The sequence below is a fragment of the Shewanella sp. 6_MG-2023 genome, assembly GCF_030547195.1.
GTDB lineage: Bacteria > Pseudomonadota > Gammaproteobacteria > Enterobacterales > Shewanellaceae > Shewanella.
On the sequence record NZ_JAUOQU010000004.1, the window covers coordinates 78,549 to 98,323 of the forward strand.

Annotated in this window: 18 protein-coding genes; 5 read left to right on the forward strand and 13 right to left on the reverse strand. The window is 40.4% G+C overall.

Annotation, left to right across the window (positions count from 1 at the left end):
• Positions 1 to 204 precede the first annotated feature (204 nt).
• Genes Q4533_RS03730 through Q4533_RS03740 form a run of 3 tightly spaced genes read right to left on the reverse strand, consistent with a single transcriptional unit; the run spans position 205 to position 2,708 of the window.
• On the reverse strand, positions 205 to 1,602 hold the full coding sequence (locus Q4533_RS03730; RefSeq protein WP_303501929.1) for an FUSC family protein: 1,398 nt from the start codon (positions 1,600 to 1,602) through the stop codon (positions 205 to 207).
• 16 nt (positions 1,603 to 1,618) lie between these two features.
• On the reverse strand, positions 1,619 to 2,482 hold the full coding sequence (locus Q4533_RS03735) for an HlyD family secretion protein (RefSeq protein WP_303501931.1): 864 nt from the start codon (positions 2,480 to 2,482) through the stop codon (positions 1,619 to 1,621).
• 13 nt (positions 2,483 to 2,495) lie between these two features.
• Positions 2,496 to 2,708: a DUF1656 domain-containing protein gene (locus tag Q4533_RS03740; protein ID WP_303501933.1), complete on the reverse strand. Its 213-nt coding sequence runs from the start codon at positions 2,706 to 2,708 to the stop codon at positions 2,496 to 2,498.
• Between the two features lie 234 nt (positions 2,709 to 2,942).
• Here Q4533_RS03740 and Q4533_RS03745 point away from each other — a divergent pair, with 234 nt between their 5' ends.
• Together Q4533_RS03745 and Q4533_RS03750 are read left to right on the forward strand one after the other, a co-directional pair.
• Complete coding sequence (locus Q4533_RS03745) at positions 2,943 to 3,845, forward strand: LysR family transcriptional regulator (protein ID WP_303501935.1); 903 nt, start codon at positions 2,943 to 2,945, stop codon at positions 3,843 to 3,845.
• A gap of 354 nt (positions 3,846 to 4,199) precedes the next feature.
• Positions 4,200 to 4,895, forward strand: coding sequence for a TrkA C-terminal domain-containing protein (locus Q4533_RS03750; protein WP_157936432.1), 696 nt, complete (start codon positions 4,200 to 4,202; stop codon positions 4,893 to 4,895).
• Between the two features lie 70 nt (positions 4,896 to 4,965).
• On the opposite strand, the gene fabF is transcribed toward Q4533_RS03750, so the two are convergent.
• The 8 genes from fabF to yceD form a co-directional block, all read right to left on the reverse strand.
• Positions 4,966 to 6,201, reverse strand: coding sequence for a beta-ketoacyl-ACP synthase II (gene fabF / locus Q4533_RS03755; RefSeq protein WP_102477238.1), 1,236 nt, complete (start codon positions 6,199 to 6,201; stop codon positions 4,966 to 4,968).
• A gap of 197 nt (positions 6,202 to 6,398) precedes the next feature.
• The gene (gene acpP / locus Q4533_RS03760) at positions 6,399 to 6,632 is read right to left on the reverse strand and encodes an acyl carrier protein (protein ID WP_011496723.1); all 234 of its coding nucleotides are present in this window, start codon (positions 6,630 to 6,632) and stop codon (positions 6,399 to 6,401) included.
• A 160-nt stretch (positions 6,633 to 6,792) separates the two neighbouring features.
• Positions 6,793 to 7,539: a 3-oxoacyl-ACP reductase FabG gene (fabG, locus tag Q4533_RS03765; protein ID WP_102477237.1), complete on the reverse strand. Its 747-nt coding sequence runs from the start codon at positions 7,537 to 7,539 to the stop codon at positions 6,793 to 6,795.
• A 9-nt stretch (positions 7,540 to 7,548) separates the two neighbouring features.
• A complete protein-coding gene (gene fabD / locus Q4533_RS03770; protein WP_102440292.1) occupies positions 7,549 to 8,475 on the reverse strand; it encodes an ACP S-malonyltransferase in 927 nt (308 codons plus the stop codon).
• Positions 8,476 to 8,581: 106 nt separating this feature from the next.
• On the reverse strand, positions 8,582 to 9,541 hold the full coding sequence (locus tag Q4533_RS03775) for a beta-ketoacyl-ACP synthase III (RefSeq protein WP_102532218.1): 960 nt from the start codon (positions 9,539 to 9,541) through the stop codon (positions 8,582 to 8,584).
• Positions 9,542 to 9,550: 9 nt separating this feature from the next.
• On the reverse strand, positions 9,551 to 10,579 hold the full coding sequence (gene plsX / locus Q4533_RS03780; protein WP_076536206.1) for a phosphate acyltransferase PlsX: 1,029 nt from the start codon (positions 10,577 to 10,579) through the stop codon (positions 9,551 to 9,553).
• Between the two features lie 14 nt (positions 10,580 to 10,593).
• A complete protein-coding gene (gene rpmF, locus Q4533_RS03785; RefSeq protein WP_011496728.1) occupies positions 10,594 to 10,764 on the reverse strand; it encodes a 50S ribosomal protein L32 in 171 nt (56 codons plus the stop codon).
• Positions 10,765 to 10,781: 17 nt separating this feature from the next.
• Positions 10,782 to 11,306, reverse strand: coding sequence for a 23S rRNA accumulation protein YceD (yceD, locus tag Q4533_RS03790; protein WP_076536204.1), 525 nt, complete (start codon positions 11,304 to 11,306; stop codon positions 10,782 to 10,784).
• 240 nt (positions 11,307 to 11,546) lie between these two features.
• Here yceD and Q4533_RS03795 point away from each other — a divergent pair, with 240 nt between their 5' ends.
• Positions 11,547 to 12,155 (forward strand): nucleoside triphosphate pyrophosphatase, encoded by a 609-nt coding sequence (locus Q4533_RS03795; protein ID WP_303409975.1) that lies wholly within the window; start codon positions 11,547 to 11,549, stop codon positions 12,153 to 12,155.
• A gap of 180 nt (positions 12,156 to 12,335) precedes the next feature.
• On the opposite strand, the gene Q4533_RS03800 is transcribed toward Q4533_RS03795, so the two are convergent.
• Positions 12,336 to 12,992, reverse strand: a complete 657-nt coding sequence (locus Q4533_RS03800) for an HAD family hydrolase (protein WP_102440289.1) — start codon at positions 12,990 to 12,992, stop codon at positions 12,336 to 12,338.
• A complete protein-coding gene (rluC, locus tag Q4533_RS03805) occupies positions 12,989 to 13,945 on the reverse strand; it encodes a 23S rRNA pseudouridine(955/2504/2580) synthase RluC (protein WP_303501939.1) in 957 nt (318 codons plus the stop codon). The genes Q4533_RS03800 and rluC overlap by 4 nt, the downstream gene beginning before the upstream one ends.
• A gap of 601 nt (positions 13,946 to 14,546) precedes the next feature.
• Here rluC and rne point away from each other — a divergent pair.
• Together rne and Q4533_RS03815 are read left to right on the forward strand one after the other, a co-directional pair.
• Positions 14,547 to 17,849 carry a ribonuclease E gene (gene rne, locus Q4533_RS03810; RefSeq protein WP_303501941.1) on the forward strand — a complete coding sequence of 1,101 codons (3,303 nt, stop codon included), beginning with the start codon at positions 14,547 to 14,549 and terminating at the stop codon, positions 17,847 to 17,849.
• Between the two features lie 334 nt (positions 17,850 to 18,183).
• The gene (locus Q4533_RS03815; protein WP_303501943.1) at positions 18,184 to 19,743 is read left to right on the forward strand and encodes a SulP family inorganic anion transporter; all 1,560 of its coding nucleotides are present in this window, start codon (positions 18,184 to 18,186) and stop codon (positions 19,741 to 19,743) included.
• Positions 19,744 to 19,775: the final 32 nt, after the last annotated feature.

The window sequence follows — 19,775 nt, forward strand, 5'->3', positions numbered from 1 at the left end:
ATTAAACCCTACATGAATAAAAACCACTACTGAGATAAACAGCAAATCAGCATCAAAATTACCTAAGTAGATAAAATAAAAACGGATCAAAACCAATAGAAGGATTAGGGGGTTAAACTGGAATTATATATAAAAGAATGTAAATTCGAGGCTATTAATGACGCTCAATGCTGTATTGAGCGTCATGAGGAAATCTTATTTCTCTTATTTGAGCATAAATAATTGATTATAGAAACGTGCAACAATCACGGTAATCATTAATATGACCAGTATCAGCAATGGCGTATTAATGTCATAACTAGGCGTTAAATGTAATGCACTCATAGTCATTACCATAAGTAAATTGCCACCTAGCATACGCACTAGCATCATTGCAGGCTTTGGAAAAAGTCCCCAAATGAGGAAAACGTTAATCATATAAAAACCAACTAACTGCCAAAGCTCTGTAAATGCGGGCATTATAAAAATATATTGCATTAAAAAAAACACTCCCCATAGCAGTGCAGATAATATCACCTGCTTCATTAAAGGAAATGGTAAACTGACTGTTATATTGGCAAAAATTGAACCAAACATAGGGATAAAAATACCACCAGGTAAGGCAAAATATATCCATGCGCCATAACAAGTTGAGGCTATTGCAACCGCCTTTATAACTCTGTTAATTCTCACTTTCAATAAATTTTCTTTTACAGCCTCTTTCGAGTTTTGGGGCTTTATGCTCTCTTGCTTCCAGTAGTTAGCTAAAATTTCAACATCTAACTTTTCGCCATTAATGGCATTATCAAGCATTTTAATTTCTTGGGAAAAATAACCTAACTGTTGCAACTTATCATCATTGGGTTTATCACTGGATAACAACTTGATGGTGGATTTGCTATGCTGCAGAACGTGAGAAAAACCATCGACTATGACAGTCCATTTATCTTTTTCATGTTGAAGTTTATAACTGGAACTCAATGGCATACTGATCAAGTCACTTAATTTATCAATCAGTAATTGTGCATCGACTAATAAGTCTTGAATATTATCATGATGAGCACTTTTTGCAGCCTCGTTAAGCGCGTTATCTATTTTATGAAAAGCATTTAACGCAGAGTCAACGCTGCTAAAGAATAAAGATTCAGTGTTTAAAGGCCAAATAAAACGATAAACAATTGAATAAACTAGCACTCCAAGTAAATTATCTTGTATTCGTAAAACCGCAATATCAAATGAAGCTTCACCATTAAAGCCTCCCATTACCGCAACAATAGTGCACACAGTAAAGCCCATGGTAAATGCATAACCATAACGCAAATTATCAGCAAACCACACGCTAACAGCCAAAAGCAACAGTAAACAACCAATGAATAACATCGGAGTCTGGGCAAAAAAGCTCACCAGAAATAACGCCACACTAATGCCGCAAACTGTACCTATAAGGCGGTTTTTACCTTTGTGTAAGCCATGCCCAAGAGTTTCATTTGAAGCAATGGCAATAACGGTAATAGCAGCCCAATAAGGTTTTTCCCATTGAAAAAACAATGCTAAGGCAATTGCTATACCGACAGAAACAGAAACTTTTATCGCTTCCTTAACGGGTAAACTGAGCATACACATTCTCACTCTATAAAATTTAATGCTTCAGAATTTTTACCGATGCCGTCATACCAACTCGCAGCTGAATATCTTCAGGTAACTTATCAAGTTTTATCTTAACTGGAATGCGTTGTGCTAAGCGGATCCACTCGAAATTCGGGTTCACATTAGGTAGTAACGAATTGCCGGTACTGCCATCAGTTTTCGAAATGCCGTAACCAATACTTTGTACTTTACCTTCTAAAGTGACTTGGTCATGCATCATTAATGTGACTTGGGCTTTATTATCAATAGCCACATCTTTTAAATCAGTTTCTTTAAAAAAACCGTCAATCCAAAAGCTGTTTTCATCAATCAAAGCAACAACAGGCGAATTAGCAACGACTTGTGAGCCTACTCGATAATTCAAATTAGTAATATAGCCATCTGTTGGTGCAGTAATTTTAGTGTAAGCTAGATTTAATTTAGCTTCTGCCACTTGGGCTTTTGCCATTAACAAGTTCGCTTGTGCGGTTTCAACTGCATTTTGTAGATTATTAAGGGTTAACACTGACTGAGCACCAGGGGTTAGCTTTTCTAATTCAATAGCGCGGTTAGATTCATTTTGAGCCTTACGAACTAAAGCTTGAGATTGCTTTTCAGTTGCTACCGCTTTATCTAAACTGGTTTTATACAAGCTAGAATCAATCTCGAATAGCACATCGCCTTTTTGTACATGGCTATTATCTGTAACATTAACGCTAACTATTTGACCCGTCACTCGTGGGGTTACTTGGATAACATAGGCTCTGACTTGACCGTCTCTTGTCCAAGGGTTTGCTGTGTAAGTTTGATATTGGGTATACAAAACCCCTATTGCAGCCGCCATCAGCAACAGGGTAATAAAATAACGTTTAAACATTGGCGTTACCTACTTAAAATATAGAAATAAATTGGCTAATTAAGCCGATAAAAAGAATAACCATAGACAATTCAACTATGGCCGGAGCTGCGACATATTTATGTAAACCAATTCTAGTACCAATAGCGGTAACTACGCCGGTTAATATATATGCCATAGCGGCAACCAGTAATAATGGCGGAAAATACACATCACCGATTACCACTTCATGGGGCATTATGCTCATACGCCTATCACCTAAATAATATTAACTATTTAAAAAACATTGACTTAATGTCTTCTTACTCATTTATGCATATATTTTAATGGCGGCAGAGAAAATCTTGTAATCATCTATGATGGATCTCACCCATCGAAATCTATAAACAATTGTTTTTATGTGTGATAAATTGTGATTTAAGTGACGGTATAACCCCAAATGCATACCACATCGCATTTTTCATTATTTGAAGAGACAACTATGAACTTTAGTTTGGAACAACTTCTTGCCTTTGTAACTGTCTATGAGCAGAAAGCTTTCAGTAAAGCAGCGGTGAAACTGGACAAACATCGTACAACCATTGGCCAAGTCATTAATAACCTTGAAGATCAATTAGCCATTACCCTGTTTGAACGGATCGGTAGAACCGTTGAACCGACTGAAGATGCAGTACTACTTTATAACTATGCCAAACAGGCTATTGAGCAATCCAAAACCTTTGACCAAGTGGCCATGAGCTTGGCATTTGGTGAGCTTAATTCAATTACAATTGGGTATTGCAGTTTTATACCGCAACAAGTGATATCTGAGATTAGAAAACAACTGCTAATTGACAGCCCATCATTAAAAGTTAACTTCCTCGTCAGAACCAAAAATGATATTAAAGTGGGAATAAAAGACGGCAGTATTCATTTTGGAATTGTGAATGTATACGAAAGCAAAGTGCTAAACAGCATCGATCATACTTTTTTATGTAACATGTCATTTGCCGCTTTCACCAACAAAGACGCTGACCTAGCAACACTAAACTCTGAAGCAACCTTTGCTAAAATGAAGACTAGCCGTCAGTTTATCTTAAAATCCATGCTTGATGATGATATGAGTAAAAAAATCATTGTCTCCTCCAATTATGAAGTGGTAGATCAACTGACTCTCATCATTAAAATGGTTGAAGAAGGTCTTGGGTGGAGCATTTTCCCATTGTTAATCAATTCCATGGAATATACTGCACACGATCTTATACCGATAGAAATAGAACAAATACAAGACGCATTACAAGTACCTATATCACTTTGGAACCCACACTCAAAACAAGTTATGCCGGCCAAAAAGTCTATCACATCAGCCATAGCTAACTATATAAATAGAGTTAGATCCAAATAATAGCATCATATTTGTATTAGTAGCCTCTGCATTAAGAGGCTTTCATCCCTTTAGTTATCTTCAGCAACTTCAATGCAGGGTTTCATCCTTCAAATGAGATTGTCTATAAAACTGACTGCACTTTATTATGACTGCATAACACCACACTGTATTGATTATCGTTGGTGATATTTTACCAAGGGTGAATATCCCTACTATGTAATTAATATATACAGTAATGAGTATTGTTGGCATAAATCGCTCCAAAATAAAGTAGTCATAATTATGGAAACAATTGAAAATTTATTTCATTCCAACCCATACATCACTTTTGTTTTAACATTAGTAATAGGTTTTTTAATCGGCTTAATTAGCATGCACAGAGTTGTGTTTGGTATTCTGGCTAGTTTTATCGGTGGTTGCATCACCATCACACTGCTTCATCTCCATTTAGAGCCAGAACTTGGTGTACTGCTATTGGGTATATTTATCTATATCATTGGTTTTTTATCTGGCTCTAAATATACAGAGAGTAAACTCTTGTTAATGGATCCATTTAAGCCAAAAAATATCAATACCACTAAAAATATTGTTTCTCGCTCATTTGAAGTAAATAACGATAGTACGGTCGTCGATAAAACCTTGTTACAACTTAATGAGGCAGCAATTGATGTGAGTTTTGAATTAACCTTAAGCCAAAACCTTGATAAACAACAGCCTGATATGATTGCAGCAGGTGATATTGTGACCATTACCGGACCTAATAATGCACTTTATTATTATGATGATAATATCATTGGTACTGAAATCGCTATTGATGATAGCAACATTATTGAAACGACATTTGAATACGTGATTAAGCCTAACCACTTAGTTGGTCTGTCACTAAAAGCGATTAAAAAAATGCTGAATGCCAATACCGACAGTTCAGTATGTATTACAGCACTTGCCAGAAATAAATTTGATATGTTGATTACTCCTGATCTGATAACTGAAGAAGGCGATCATATTCAATTAGTGGGTAAGAGTAACGACATTGAGCGAGTACAGCAGCGACTAATAAAACTGTAAGCTTTAATTAATTTAAATAAAAAGGCAGTCACTTTTAAAGTGACTGCCTTTTTATTACATTTTAATCACGTTACTTTTTAAATAAAAGTGAACCATTAGTGCCACCAAAGCCAAATGAGTTACACAATGCATAATCAAAACTATGGGGTTTGGCTACGTGCGGTACAAAATCTAAGTCACAACCTTCATCAGGGTTATCCAAATTAATGGTAGGCGGTACAATTTGATCCCGCAACGCTAAGATTGTAATAATTGCTTCAACTGAGCCCGCTGCACCTAATAAATGTCCGGTCATAGATTTAGTAGAACTTACAAGTAAATCATAAGCATGGTCGCCAAACACCGACTTAACCGCAGCCGCTTCAGCTTTATCACCTGCTGGAGTCGAAGTGCCATGGGCATTGATATAACCAACCTCTTCATTGGCAATTTGCGCATCATTAATGGCATTAACCATTGCTGCAGCAGCGCCCGCACCATCACTTGGTGGTGATGTCATATGAAAAGCATCGCCACTCATACCAAAACCAACAAGCTCTGCATAAATTTTAGCGCCGCGCGCCTTAGCATGCTCATACTCTTCCATCACCAACACACCTGCGCCATCACCGATAACAAAACCATCACGGTCTTTATCCCATGGGCGGCTTGCAGCGGTTGGATCGTCATTACGAGTTGACAAGGCTTTGGCGCTGCCAAAACCAGCAACAGCTAACGGACAAGTAACATCTTCAGCGCCGCCAGCAACCATAACGTCGGCGTCACCGTAGGCAATCGTACGCGCTGCAAAACCAATATTATGCACACCCGTTGTACAAGCTGTTGTCACTGCAAAGTTTGGCCCAGTCATGCCATACTTAATAGATAAATGACCAGAAATCATATTAATAATGGTGCTAGGAACAAAAAATGGCGACACTTTTCGAGGGCCACCTTTAAGCAATGCTGCATGATTTTGCTCAATTAATGGCATTCCGCCCATACCAGCACCAATCGCTGTGCCAACTCGCGCTGGATTTTCTTGTTCCATATCAAGACCTGAGTCTGTCATTGCTTGTATACCTGCAGCCATGCCGTATTGGATAAATAAATCCATTTTACGGGCATCTTTGCGAGACATATAATGCTCAACATCGAAGTCTTTTACCGAGCCACTGAAACGAGTACTAAATTCAGTTGCATCAAATTTGGTAATAGGTGCAATACCACTTTTACCAGCTAATAAAGATTGCCAAGAAGATTCGACATCGTTACCCACTGGAGTAACTAGTCCTAAACCTGTAATTACCACACGACGTTTAGACACAGCATTCACCTTTGTATTTTATTAGGCATTCGCCAAGAGATATTCTGTTAACCCACCACCAATCAAAGGAAAAAGATCAAACGGATGATAAGAAATGATGGGTTAACTCACTTTTATAGAGAGTTAAGTCGACATTTATTCGACGCCACAAACAAAAACAGGCGGCATAAATGCCACCTGTTTTAGTGAATCAGGGATTACTGATTTTTTGAAACGTAATCGATCGCTGCTTGAACAGTAGTGATCTTTTCAGCTTCTTCATCAGGGATCTCAGTGTCAAACTCTTCTTCTAGAGCCATAACCAATTCAACAGTGTCCAGAGAATCTGCACCTAAATCGTCTACGAATGATGCAGCTGATTTAACGTCTTCTTCCTTAACGCCAAGTTGCTCAATAATGATTTTCTTTACACGTTCTTCGATGTTGCTCATTAGTTTTCTTTCCTATTCAAATTACACACTTGCGTAAGATTGAGAGTAGTTTATTCGATCCAGCTGACATTGCAAGCTTAGTTTTCGTGGTCTAACCACGAAAATTATCATACTTTGATATCAAACGAGATTCAATAAAAGTCGTTATCAATTATGGTCCTTAGACCATGTACATTCCGCCGTTTACATGCAAAGTTTCACCAGTGATGTAAGCTGCAGAGTCAGAAGCTAGAAACAATACCGCATTGGCAATCTCTTGCGCCTGACCGAGTCGAGCCATTGGAACTTGCGCCATGAAAGCTTTTTGCTGCTCTTCATTAAGCTCATCTGTCATGTCTGTTTGGATAAATCCAGGGGCAACAGCATTAACGGTAATTTGACGAGATGCAACCTCTCTTGCAAGAGATTTTGTAAATCCAATCAAACCAGCTTTAGCTGCTGAGTAGTTTACTTGCCCGGCATTACCCATGGTTCCGACCACAGAGCCAATATTAATAATACGTCCGCTGCGCTTTTTCATCATAGACCGCATAACCGGCTTGGATAATCTAAACAGTGATGTCAAATTAGTGTCAAGAATATCATGCCACTCATCATCTTTCATGCGCATTAATAAATTATCACGTGTGATACCAGCATTGTTTACTAAGATATCAACATCACCGGCTTTTTCTTTTATCTGGCTGAATAATTGTGTAACTGATTCACTATCAGTCACATTTAATACTAAACCAAAGCCGTTATCACCAAGGTAATCTTGAATTGCAGCGGCACCTTTTTCACTGGTTGCAGTGCCGATCACGGTAGCGCCTGCTTCAACCAGTGTTTCACTGATGGCACGGCCAATACCACGACTTGCGCCAGTAACTAACGCGACTTTACCTGTTAAATCAAAGCTAATGCTCATGAATATTCCTTATTGGATTAAAGCTGATAAAGTGGCTGCATTATTAATTGCTTGCCCTTTTAATGACTTATTAATTCTTTTTGATAACCCAGTTAATACTTTACCAGGGCCAATTTCAGCTAAATCAGTAATCCCCTGACTTGCCATTAACTCAACTGTCTCACTCCAACGTACCGGGCAATATAATTGGCGAACTAGCGCATCTTTAATTGCAGCTGCATCATTAGGGCTTGCTACATCAACGTTATTAATCACAGAAATAACCGGCGAGTTAAACTTGATATTCTCTAATGCAAGTGCCAGTTTATCAGCTGCAGGTTTCATTAATGCACAATGTGACGGCACACTCACAGGTAAAGCAACTGCCATTTTAGCGCCAGCAGCTTTACATGCGCCAGCGGCTCTTTCTGTGGCTTCTTTTTCACCCGCAATAACTACTTGGCCAGGACTATTAAAATTCACAGGGCTAACAACAGCGCCATTTGCTGACTCTTCACATGCCTTAGCAATTGCATCATTATCTAAACCAATAATGGCGTACATAGCACCGGTACCTGCTGGTACTGCTTGCTGCATTAATTGACCGCGCAATTCAACTAATTTTACCGCATCTTCAAAGGCAATAATGCCAGCACACACTAATGCTGAATACTCACCTAAACTATGGCCTGCTAAAACAGCAGGTTTAATCGTGCCACTTGCTTCGATAACGCGCCAGATAGCCACACTTGCGGTTAATAATGCAGGCTGAGTTTTATCTGTTTCATTTAGAGTTTCAGCAGGTCCATCTTGCACCAATGCCCATAAGTCGTAACCTAATACGGCACTCGCCTGAGCAAATGTCTCAGTTACTACAGGGTAATCAGCTGCTAAATCAGCAAGCATACCAACTGATTGCGAGCCTTGACCTGGAAAAACAAACGCTATATTTTCCATTATAATTATTACCTTTATTCGTTTTTGAAAAACAACTTTTTATTTTTTGCTAGCTGTAAAATATAAATTAATCGCGTTATATCCTACTGCTATTTATCAATGATATCTAGAATCTAACTAGCGCACTGCCCCAAGCAAATCCACCGCCAAATGCTTCAAGTAAAATAAGCTGTCCGCGTTTAATACGGCCATCTCTTACTGCCTCATCTAACGCGATAGGCACAGAAGCTGCTGAAGTATTACCGTGCTTTGCCAGCGTTAATACCACTTTATCTAAACTCATATCTAACTTTTTGGCGGTCGCTTTAATAATTCTAAAGTTGGCTTGATGTGGTACTAACCAATCAATTTCAGACTTGTCGATATTATTAATTCGCAGGGTTTCTGTCACCACATGGGATAATTGCGTCACCGCAAACTTAAAGACATCATTGCCCTTCATGGTCATAAAGCTCACAGCTTCTGATGTTTCGCTGGCCCGAGGCGGGAATGTGCACTTTAGCAAATCCCCCTGGCGGCCATCGGCATAAATATGGGTTGAAATAATACCCGGTTGCTCACTGGCGCCAATAACCGCAGCGCCAGCACCATCACCAAATAATATGATGGTACTGCGATCTTCAGGATCGCACAGGCGTGACAACACGTCAGCGCCCACCACCAATATTTTCTTAGCGGCACCGGTTTTAATAAATTGATCTGCAACCGACAATGCATAAACAAAGCCTGAACATGCGGCAGCAATATCAAATGCAGGAATAGTATGAATGCCTAATAATTTTTGTATTTCGCAAGCCGCTGCTGGAAATGCATTATTGGCACTGGTTGTACCACAGACAATCATATCTAATTCGCTTGCTTCAACACCTGCCATTTCTAAGGCTTTCAGCGCAGCTTGATAACCCATGGTAGTCACAGATTCATCTTCAGCAGCGATGCGTCGCTCTGAAATACCCGTACGTTCCACAATCCATTGGTCAGAGGTGTCGACCATTTTTTCTAGATCGTGGTTACTACGAACTTGCACCGGCAGATAACTACCAGTTCCGAGAATTTTTGTATACATATTATGAGATCAGCTATTGATGTCTAAAAGAATCGTCTCCAGACGATCTTTAATCATTTCCGGTAAACGACGTTTTGCTTCCGTTGCAGCTAAATTGATTGCTTGTAAATAAGCGGCTTCATCAGCATTTCCGTGACTTTTTACTACTATTCCGCGCAATCCTATCAGACTTGCACCATTGTAGTGGTCGGGGTTCATCTTACTCAGTACAGCTTGGATACGTGGAGCGAGGAATTTTGATAACAAACGAACGAAAAAGCCTTGAGTTAATCCATGTTTTAATTGATGAACTAATAACTTAGCAATACCTTCAGATGTTTTTAATGTAATGTTGCCAACAAAGCCGTCACAGACGATAACATCGACTTTGCCGGTAAATATCTCATCACCTTCAATAAAGCCATCGTAATTGACTTGAGAAGTGTGTATCAGGTGCTGAGCTGCTTGTTGGACTTGATCGTTACCTTTAACGTCTTCAATACCGACGTTAAGTAACGCAATTTTTGGTCTAGAGCGTTTATGCACAACTTCACATAACACCGAGCCCATGACAGCAAACTGAAACAAGGTTTCAGAATCGCAAGAAACGTTAGCACCCAGATCGAGTAAATAGACTGGTTTACCTGTCATAGCAGGTAAACAACTGACTAATGCAGGTCTATCTACACCGGGCAAGGTTTTTAATAAGATCTTTGATAGCGCCATTAACGCGCCAGTATTACCCGCACTCACACAGGCCTGAGCCTTACCATCTTTAACTAATTCTAATGCTAAGCGCATTGAACTTTGTTTTTTAGAACGGATAGCATGAATTGGTCGATCACACATAGTGATGACTTCAGTGGTATGGATAATTTGAATTCTTGCTTGAATAGCCGTTTCAATATCAATTAGATATGGGTCTATTTCGGCTTGATTACCGACTAGATAAATTGATAATTGAGGGTTAAATTTCAGTGCCTGCAAGGCTGCAGGCACTGTGACGAGGGGGCCATGATCGCCCCCCATCACATCTAACGCGAGCGTCAGATTCGTCATAAGATTAGCAACAATTACTTGTTGATAACCTTTTTACCGCGGTAAAAACCATCAGCAGTCACATTGTGACGTAGATGTAATTCACCGCTAGTAGCGTCTACAGATAATTGAGCTGTGCTCAATGCATCGTGTGAACGGCGCATGCCGCGCTTTGAACGTGATTTTTTATTCTGTTGTACAGCCATTTGACCTGTCTCCTAGATTACTTGCTCTTCAGTTTTTCTAACACTGCAAACGGATTTGGACGCTCCTCATGAGAGGGGTCAATCTCGCCTACAACTACGTCGCTCGTTCCTAAATTGCAATCATCATTCTGATGCATAGGAATAATTGGCATAGCGATTATCAATTCATCTTCAACCAATTGATGTAGACGAACTTCACCAATTTCATTGCACTCAATCGGCTCATACGCATCCGGGAGCTCATCGATTTCATCTTGGGTCTTACAAAGACCAAAGCTGAAGTCGACCGTAACCTTTGTGGTATATGGTGTCATACAACGTTGACATAGCAGAGTGAGCTCCGTCACAGCCTTCCCGCGAAGGTAGACTATCCCCTGAATATCGACGCCACATTCTAACGACACTGTCACATCGGAACAATCGCCAGCACATAATTCATTTAATCGCTTATTTTGAACCCCAGGCACTATGCCTTCATAACGAAGACCACTGGCTGCAGTTCGAATAGGATCAATTGATACTGGTATCTTTACTGTTTGCATAAGGCGCGCATATTATAGTTTGAAAACGCTAGAGTCAAAGAAAATTTATCCAAATTGTGGTTAATGACTTAACCAAACAAAATAGACTCATTACTTAGACACCAACATTAAAATGGATCGAAGCGAAATTTTACCTGTCACAGCCCGCGATCACAAGCGCGATCCGACTAAAATTACTCCATTCAGTCGCTTTTTTATCGTATTATAGAAGTAATTGTCTAATTCCCCGAATAGTGAGCCATGAACACTAAAATCATCCTAGCTTCCACCTCTATTTATCGCAAAGCGTTATTAGAAAAATTACAACTGCCGTTTGAATGTGTCAGCCCAAAAACCAATGAAACGCCGCTTAAAGATGAAACAGCGCAGCAATTAGTTTTGCGTTTAGCGCAATTAAAAGCAAAAGCTGGTGTTGAGTTATTTAATCAAACGAGCTGTCAGCAAGCGCATATTCCTGCTGTGATCATCGGCTCTGATCAAGTGGCCGTCATTAATGGACAAATCATTGGTAAACCACTAAACAAACAAAACGCAGTTAAACAACTTAAGCAAGCCTCAGGTCAATCTATTACCTTTTATACTGGCTTAAGTGTTATCCATAATGTCACACAGCAAGCTTATAGCATTGTAGAACCCTTCACTGTGCACTTTAAAAAATTAACGACTGCAGAAATTGAGCGTTATGTTGATTTAGAGCAGCCTTTATATTGCGCAGGTAGTTTTAAATCTGAAGGACTGGGTATTGCTTTATTTGAACGCCTTGAGGGAGATGACCCTAATACCCTCATTGGTCTGCCATTAATCCGCTTAATCGAGCTATTAAAGCGCCATAATATAAACGTGCTATAAACTTTTTGATGCTAAAAAATATTTACACAATGCTAAATTTTCAACAAGACCGTCTTTAGCTTGCACAATGCCGCTTTGGCTAGCTGTCAGTTCAACTGGTAATTGGCTCACAAAAAAGCCGATGCGGTTAACATCGGCTTTATGAATTACAAAAGTAAGCAAAGCGTATTATGGCTCTGCTTATATATGTAATAAAATATCTTTCGGCTGATTAACTGTGGCTGTGGGCCCTTCAGTTAACAGATCCTCTAGGCTATGGGCGCCATAGGTGACCGCAATACTGTTTACCTTAGCATTGTTCGCCATCGCAATATCAAGTTTTGAATCACCGATCATCACCGCTTGATCCGCGTTAATATTTAACTCTTCGAGCAAAGATAAAATCATCGATGGATGCGGTTTCGAATGCGCTTCATCGGCTGAGCGAGTCGCGACAAAATATTGCCCTAAACCAGTTTCAGCCAACATTCGGTCTAAGCCCGCCCGCCTTTTACCAGTGGCAATTGCCAAGGTGTAACCAGCGGTTTTGAGTTGTGCAAGTAAATGCTCTATGCCGTCAAACAAAGGCGATGGTGTTAGATTAACATTAAGGTAATAGTGTTTATAACCTGCGATTAATTCATCGTACTTATTCCCATGATGAGGAAATAATTTTTCTAACGCAGGTAATAAAGACAAGCCAATGATATCCCTAACCGCTTGCTCAGAGGGAATATCAAGTGCTAATGATTGTGCCACGCTTTGCATACAATCGACAATTTTACCGACTGAATCCATTAAGGTGCCATCCCAATCAAAAATCACTAATTGGTACTGCTTTATATTATTTAGCTTCATGCACGAGTCAATTTATCTAAAGTGGCTAACAAAACATCATCAAGTGGCGCTTTGACTGTGGTGACTTCATCATTGTCAGGATGTTTAAATTTAAGCTCTGCAGCATGCAAGAACAAACGATTTAAACCTTTAGCCCGCATAGAATCGTCAAATTTTTGCTCACTGTATTTGTCGTCACACGCAATAGCATGGCCGGCATATTGACAATGCACGCGAATTTGGTGAGTTCGACCTGTCACTGGACTGGCTTTGACTAAGCTACATCCTTGGTAACGCTGCATAATTTTGTAACGTGTTTCAGAAGGTTTACCTTCTTGATTGGCACGAACAATACGTTCGCCGGATTTTAAGGTAATTTTTAGCAAAGGCACTTTAACCACTTTGTCTTTTGCCTGCCAATCACCTCTAACTAATGCAAGGTAATCCTTTTGCATCGTTTTGTTTCTAAGTTGCTCATGCAAATGCTTAAGTGCACTGCGCTTTTTGGCAATAAGCAACACGCCAGAGGTGTCTTTATCTAAACGATGTACTAGCTCTAAAAATTTTTGCTGTGGCCTTAAAGAACGTAATCCTTCAATCACACCGTAATCGACACCGCTACCACCATGAACTGCGATACCTGCAGGTTTGTTCAGCACGATAAGATGATTATCTTCATGAATGATTCTGCTTTCTAACTGGCTTACTTTAGACAGTTTTGCAGACGGCGCTGTGCGGTTGTCTTTTTCCGCAATTCTAACTGGCGGAATACGAACAACATCTTCAAGTTGAAGCTTGTATTCTGGCTTCACTCTTTTTTTATTAACCCTCACCTCACCTTTACGCACGATTCGGTAAATCATGCTTTTAGGTACACCTTTCAATTTGGTGAGAAGAAAATTGTCAATGCGTTGTTCGAAATGGTCTTCATCAATAGTGACCAATTGAACTTTTGTGGGAGTTTCTGTATTCATGATGCGCCTTAAGTTATTACGGCGCGTATTGTAACCTAAGTTTCTACCTGATGGGACAATAAGAATGAGAGTTTTGATTGCTGTCTAAATTGATTATTGCTATATTTGCGCTGTGATTGAGGATAAACAGTGGATAAAATGTTCACAAACTCAATTTATTACGGTGTTTTTTCAGTAGAATTCATGAACAAGACTGGTAGCAAGTCATTGATTTGCAAATTGTAAACATCACAAAACGAAATAATTCGTTTTTACAATTAAACCGTCGGTGTCATCTTTATTTTAAAAGTTTTCCTGAAAAATACCATCCCAAATTCGAACAAATTTTAGCTTGTTATCAAACAAACCAATTCGACTTGGGCATTATCGGAAGAAATATTAAATTTATGGGGTTGGTTGATAATGAACAACCAATTCCTTGTTTTTGTAATTATTAAAAAATAAGCCATAAATAGGATGCGACACGCAGCGATGCGTCTTACAGTAATGCGCACCTAACTTGCCTAAAAACCAGCCGCGAGGCTTTGTGCATAACCATTTTAGGCCCGTAATGCAGCGAATTTACTTTGTTTGATGACCTTATTAGAAGAATTAAGTCATCATGAAACGTATGTTAATTAATGCAACTCAGTCTGAAGAGTTGCGTGTTGCCCTAGTTGATGGGCAACAATTGTATGATCTGGACATCGAAAGCCCAGGCCATGAACAAAAAAAATCAAATATCTATAAAGGTACTATCACCCGCGTAGAACCTTCTTTAGAAGCTGCTTTTGTTGACTATGGTGCTGATCGCCATGGTTTCTTACCGCTAAAAGAAATTGCTCGCGAATACTTCCCTAAAGGTTACTCTTTCCAAGGCCGTCCAAATATCAAAGAAGTGGTATCTGAAGGTCAAGAAGTTATCGTTCAAATTGATAAAGAAGAACGCGGTAATAAAGGCGCTGCGCTAACAACCTTTATCAGTCTTGCAGGTTCTTACTTAGTACTTATGCCTAATAACCCACGTGCTGGCGGTATTTCTCGTCGCATTGAAGGTGATGAGCGTACTGAACTTAAAGCGGCAATGTCTGAGTTATCAGTGCCAAACGGTATGGGCTTAATCGTTCGAACTGCAGGTGTTGGTAAAGATGCTGCTGAATTAAAGTGGGACTTGAAAGTTTTACAACATCACTGGGATGCAATTCAAGAGGCCGCGCAAACCAAACCTGCACCTTTCTTAATTCACCAAGAGAGTAACGTTATTGTTCGCGCAATACGTGACTACTTACGCCGTGATGTCGGTGAAATTCTAATCGACCACCCGCGCATTTTTGAAGAAGCTAAACAGCACATAGGTTTAGTTCGACCAGATTTTGTTGAGCGCGTTAAGCGTTATGAATCAGAAGTGCCGTTATTTACTCACTTCCAAATTGAATCTCAAATCGAGTCGGCTTTCCAACGTGAAGTACGTTTGCCTTCAGGTGGTTCAATCGTTATTGACCCAACTGAAGCGTTGACCTCTATCGATATTAACTCTGCACGCGCAACCAAAGGCGGTGATATCGAAGAAACAGCATTAAACACTAACCTAGAAGCTGCTGATGAAATTGCCCGTCAATTACGTCTTCGTGACTTAGGCGGTTTAGTGGTTATCGATTTCATCGATATGACCCCTGTTAGACACCAACGTGAAGTTGAAAATAGAATGCGTGATGCGGTTCATTTAGATCGTGCCCGTGTTCAACTCGGTCGCATCTCACGCTTCGGCCTGATGGAAATGTCTCGTCAACGTCTTCGTCCTTCTCTTGGTGAATCAGCTGGCCATTTATGTCCTCGCTGTCACGGTCAAGGTACGATTCGTAGCACTGAGTCTTTAGCGCTTTCTATTCTTCGCTTAATGGAAGAAGAAGCAATTAAAGAAAACACCACTCAAATAGAAGCAGTAGTGCCTGTCGATGTAGCGGCCTTCTTGTTAAATGAAAAGCGTAAAGCAATTCGTATTACTGAAGAGCGCCATAAAGTTGAAGTTTATGTCATCCCAGATGCACATATGACCACACCAGATTACCGCGTATCACGCCTCAGAAGCGATGATGAAGTGGTTGAGTCAAGCTACAAGCGTGTTGAAAAGCCTGCTGCAAAACTTTACGAGCCTCGCAAATTAGAGCGCGCGGAAGCACAACAGCCAGCAATTAAAGGCTTCGGTACCCCTAAAGCGGCGCCAGCAGCTACAACTGCAGCTAAACCTGCTGCAGTAGCCAAACCGGCTGCGCCTGCAGAGCCTGGGTTCTTCTCAAAAATTGTTGCTGCTATTAGTGGTTTATTCGCCTCACCAGAGCCAGTTAAAACTGAAACTAAATCTGCTGATAAGAACCGTAAAGAAGCACAAAACAACCGTCGTAATCGTCGTAACGACTCTCGTAATGACAGTCGTCGTAACGATTCTCGAAATGACAACCGCCGTAATACTCGCAACGACGCTGATAATAAAGGTCGTGATAATAAAGCGCGCAATAAAAAGTCGGACAGAGATGTAGCTAATAAAGAACAACTTGATAAGCGTCCAACTAAAGCAGAGCCAAAAGCGAAGACAGAAAAGCCACGTCAAGATGCTGAGAAATCGCCTAAGCAAGAAGCAGCGAGAGAGCGTCGTCAACGTCGTAACATGCGTCGTAAAGTGCGAATTGAAAATGAGCAAAACGAAGCTAAATTAGCGGAAACCACCACTTCACAGGTTGAAGTTGCAGTTGAACCTAAAGCTAAGCCAGAGACCAAACAGGATTCAAAACCTGCCCGTACTCGCCGCCCAAGAAAAGACGCTGAAGTTATCACTAAAAATGATTCAGCTAAATCTGAAGCTAAGGCTACTGTTCCAGTGACTAAAGACGTTAGCACTGAAACTGACATTAAAGTAGAAGCTGAAACGCCAGTTGAAGCGCAAGCACCGGTTCAGGCGCCTGTTACTGAAACCGCTGTTGCTAACACAACATCTGCAGAAGAAATCACTGCAACTCAAGATGCTTCTGAAACCGTAAATGAAGATGCTGATGACAAGCGTGAAGGACAGCGCCGTAGCCGTCGTAGCCCTCGCCACCTTCGTGCAGCGGGTCAACGTCGTCGTCGTGATGAAGATGATACCTCGTCAAGCCCTGCTGTATTTACATCTGTTGATGAGCTAGAAAAACAACTTGATGCAGAGCAAGCTAACGAAGCTAAAGCTGCACCTACTGTAGAAACGCCAGCTGTCGAAGTTAAAGCCGAAACACCTGCAGTAGAAGTTAAAATTGAAACGCCAGCGGTTGAAGTTAAAATTGAAACCCCAGCGGTTGAAGTTAAAACTGAAACCCCAGCAATTGAAGTGAAAACTGAAACCCCAGCAGTTGAAGTGAAAACTGAAACGCCAGCAGTTGAAGTAAAAACTGAAACGCCAGCAGTTGAAGTAAAAACTGAAACGCCAGCAGTTGAAGTGAAAACTGAAACGCCAGCGGTTGAAGTTAAAACTGAAACGCCAGCAGTTGAAGTAAAAACTGAAACGCCAGCGGTTGAAGTGAAAACTGAAACGCCAGCGGTTGAAGTGAAAACTGAAACGCCAGCGGTTGAAGTTAAACCTGAAACAGCTAAAGTTGAAGTTAAAACGGTTGCATCTGCACCTATGACTAAGCCTGTTGCAATACAACGTAAAGCCGCAGTCGCACCAACAACTGTCGCACCAACCGAAGTTAAAGTTGAACCAGCTGTTAAAAAAGCACCTGTCGCTAGCCGCTTCGGCTCTATGGTCATGTCAGATACGACTAAGCCAGTAACAGAGGTTCGTACTCAGCAAGCTGTGCCAAAAGGCCGCGAGTATCAAGCTTCGCAAACTGAAGCCAATAGCGTTAAGTCAAAAGTGGCCAATAGTGCTTCAGCAGATATGTCTAAAGCATAACTGTTAGCATTCACCTTTGATGGTAATAAAAACCACGCTTCTTAGCGTGGTTTTTTTATGCTTAACTTTTACTAAAAACTTAGAGACTGTTCAAACTACCAGCCCTTATCAAGCCTTGATATTAATCCTGATTATAAAACCTCAGCTGTGATCTAGTTTTTCTGTTACTAACGAAAATATCAAGCTTAGCTTATCCTCTTAAAAATTCTCTCTAAAACCCTAACGATACGAATTAGCACAAATTAAGTTTAATTTCAGGTTTAGAAGGTTTGTCATTTTTGTTAACATGCTCACACTTTTATTATCAAACACATCAATAGATTTCAGAGGTTAAATGTTCGATCTACTACGTCATAAAACCAGTAGCGGCAAAGCAGATATATTATCTGGTTTAACCGTTGCACTCGCGCTTATTCCTGAAGCCGTTGCTTTTGCTTTTGTCGCACAAGTTGAGCCTATGGTAGGACTTTACGCAGCCTTCATCATGGGGCTAATTACTGCTGTTATTGGTGGCCGTCCTGGGATGATTTCTGGCGCTACCGGCGCGATGGCTGTTGTTATGGTATCACTGGTGGTTGAACATGGTGTTCAATACCTATTTGCCGCAGTAGTACTGGCAGGGATAATACAAATTTCTGCCGGTATTTTTAAACTGGGTAAATTTATCCGTATTGTTCCTTATCCTGTGATGATAGGTTTTGTGAATGGCTTAGCCATTGTGATTTTCCTTGCACAATTAGGCCAATTTAAAGTAAAAGATGCTGCTGGCAACATGGTATGGCTTGCACAAGAGCCCCTAATGATTATGTTAGCTTTAGTGGCACTAACTATGGCGATCATTCACTTCTTACCCAAAATAACCACTGCTATCCCTTCTTCATTGGTGGCTATTTTAACGGTAACGGCATTGGTTGTAGGCTTAGATTTAGATACTCGCAATGTACTCGATTTCTTAAAAACCATGAGCGGCGATGAACAAGCAACAATTGCTGGTAGCCTGCCAAGCTTTGCTATCCCAAGTGTCCCATTCACGCTAGAAACGCTTTATATCATTCTGCCTTATGCCTGTATTCTTGCTGCTGTAGGCTTGATTGAATCATTGCTGACGCTAACCGTTATTGATGAAATGACTAACAGCCGTGGTAAAGGTAACAAAGAATGTGTTGGTCAAGGTGTTGGTAATATTACCAGTGGCTTTTTCGGCGCTATGGGTGGCTGTGCGATGATTGGACAATCGATGATTAACATCAACTCTGGCGGTCGTGGACGATTATCAGGGATCACTGCAGCACTCGCTTTATTGGCATTTATCTTATTTGGTGCAGCCTTTATTGAAATAATTCCGTTAGCTGCATTAGTTGGGGTTATGTTCATTGTCGTTTTAGGTACCTTTGAATGGGCCAGTTTCAAAGTCATGGGCAAAGTGCCTAAGCATGATGCGTTTGTCATTGTGTTAGTAACAACGGTAACCGTGTTCACAGATTTAGCCTTCGCAGTATTTGTCGGCGTTATTGTGTCTGCATTAGTCTTTGCTTGGGAGCATGCCAAACATATTAATGTTGAAACCAATATTGATGCCAACGGTTGGAAAGTTTACAAATTAAATGGACCGTTATTTTTTGGTTCGGTATCTAATTTCTTAGAGCTGTTTGACGCAGAGAATGATCCTGAAGACATTATCGTAGACTTCCAAAACTCACGGGTTGCAGATCATTCTGCCCTCGATGCAATTGACACCTTAGCAGAGCGTTATCTTGCTGCCGGTAAGAAGTTACACTTGCGCCATTTGAGCGGTGATTGTAAAAATTTACTCCATAAAGCTAGAGCGTTAGTCGAAGTCAATGTGATTGAAGATCCTCATTACAAAGTTGCTGATGACGCATTAGATTCTTAATCGTTAAATGTAATAATTAAAAAAGGCGAACT